The organism is Acidobacteriota bacterium (assembly GCA_009838525.1).
Taxonomy (GTDB): Bacteria; Acidobacteriota; Vicinamibacteria; order Vicinamibacterales; family UBA8438; genus VXRJ01.
In genome coordinates, this window is record VXRJ01000026.1 from 1 (window position 1) to 2,096 (window position 2,096).

Annotated in this window: 1 protein-coding gene and 1 pseudogene (1 of these 2 running past the window's edge); both read left to right on the forward strand. The window is 57.2% G+C overall.

Annotated elements, in window-relative coordinates; all coding sequences use genetic code 11:
- Positions 1–541: 541 nt before the first annotated feature.
- Positions 542–1,885 carry a long-chain fatty acid--CoA ligase gene (locus F4Y45_11495; protein ID MXY25132.1) on the forward strand — a complete coding sequence of 448 codons (1,344 nt, stop codon included), beginning with the start codon at positions 542–544 and terminating at the stop codon, positions 1,883–1,885.
- 19 nt (positions 1,886–1,904) lie between these two features.
- Positions 1,905–2,096, forward strand: a pseudogene (locus F4Y45_11500) (NAD(P)-binding protein); it runs 1,317 nt beyond the window's last position.

Genomic DNA, 2,096 nt, shown 5'->3' on the forward strand with positions numbered 1-2,096 from the left:
CGGGAAACGCTGGCAGCTCATCCATGCTATTCATGGAAGTCTTTTGGTGTTACTAGTCATGGGCATTTAAGGCGTCTTGGGAGGAGACGATGTCAAGGTCTTAATATCGTACACAAGGGGCGAAATAAAAAACGGCAAGACTTCGCGGGAACGAAAGCACTCCTTCACCCATTTTGAAAGGTGAGTGAACTCACCAACGGTAGCGGGAAGGGCCATCTACAAGAGAGGATCACGCACAGAGAGGCTTGTCTTTGAATATTCCGGCGGACCACTGCACTACGATATCCGTTGCAAAACACAACGTGCGTTGCAAATTGCACCGCATGCTCTGCCTCCCCTATAAAATCCTTAATAAACAGGCAGTTGTAGACTGTCCTCCACAGAAAAAGAGGTCGCTGAGCGGTTGGCAGCCACATTCTGCAACGCCCCAAAAATCTACTGTGGTTTCCAAATATCCCCTAACTCCTTCATCCGCAGAGAGTTGGCCATTTGCTGTAAAAATTGGCACAGATTGTGCTTATTTCCAGCGGGGACCTAACGGATGGAGCATATCGACTGGCAGCTACGGCGTTTCCGGGAAGGTGGGGATCGTCCGGCCATCATCTGGCGCGACCGCGCCTGTACCTATTCCGAGCTGACTGACCGCTACGAGCAGTGGCTCAGCCACCTAGAGGCGGCGGGTATCCGCGCCGGGGACTCGGTGGGGGTACTCGCCGACTTCTCGCCGGGCGCGGTGTCCTGCTTGCTGGCATTGCTGAAGATGCGCTGCATCCTCGTGCCGCTTTCGTGGGAGTCGCAAGACCAGCATCAGGAGTTCTTCAAGATCGGCGAGCTAGACCATCGCGTAGAGATAGATAAGCAGGATCAAGGCACCGCGATCAAGCTCGAAAACCGGCGCAACCACCCCTTGATGGAGCAACTGCGGGCGGCAGACAAGGCAGGGCTGGTGCTCTTTAGCTCCGGCTCCACCGGCAAACCGAAGGCGATTCTACACAGCCTGCCGGAACTGCTCAACAAGTTCCGCAAACCCCGACACTGCTACAGGACGCTCACATTTCTCCTGTTCGATCACATCGGCGGATTCAACACGCTCTGCTACACCCTGGCCAACCTTGGCTGCGTGGTGGTGGCGGCTGACCACAGCGTTGCCAGCGTCTGCCGGGTCATCGAAAAACACCGAGTGGAACTGCTGCCGACATCGCCCTCGTTCCTGAACCTCATGCTGCTGTCCGAGGCACACAAATTACACGACCTTTCGTCCCTCCGCTTGATCACCTATGGCACCGAGGTCATGCCGGAGCGCACGCTCAGGATGGCCAACGAAGCGTTTCCGCAAGCGCGCTTCCTCCAGACCTACGGCCTCAGCGAACTCGGCATTCTGCGCTCCAAGTCTGCATCCAGCGATTCGCTGCTGGTGAAGATAGGCGGTGAGGACTACGAAACCCGAGTTGTGGACGGCAGGCTGCAGATCCGGGCCCAATCGTCGATGCTGGGATACCTGAACGCGCCCAGTCCGTTCGACGCGGACGGGTGGTTCGACACTGGAGATTCGGTGATCCGGGAAGGCGACTATTACCGCATCCTAGGGCGGCAGTCGGACATTATTAACGTCGGTGGCCAGAAGGTGTACCCCTCGGAGGTGGAACAGGTCATTGCCGAGATGAACGGGGTCCTCGACGTATCTGTGAAGGGCGAGGAACACCTGCTCATGGGCCACGTCGTCACTGCCACCGTACAGATGGAAGAACCAGTACCGGGAGTTCAGATGCGAAAGCGAATTGTCGAGTACTGCAAGGGACGCCTGCAGCCGTTCATGCTCCCGGTCAAGGTCAAAGTGGTCACCGAAGGACAAGTTAATTACCGCTTCAAGAAGGTCCGACGCTAGGAGGAGAGGATTAGCGATCATGTCAAATAACAAATGCCAGCGGGTCGTGATCGTCGGCGGTGGACCGGCTGGTAGCGTCGCCGCGCTCTGTCTGCGGAAGTTAGGACGCGATGTGGTCGTGTTCGAGCGGGAGAAGTTTCCCCGCTATCGAGTGGGAGAATCGCTGCTGCCCGGAACCATGGCGATCCTGACCCGGCTGGGGGTGATGGAC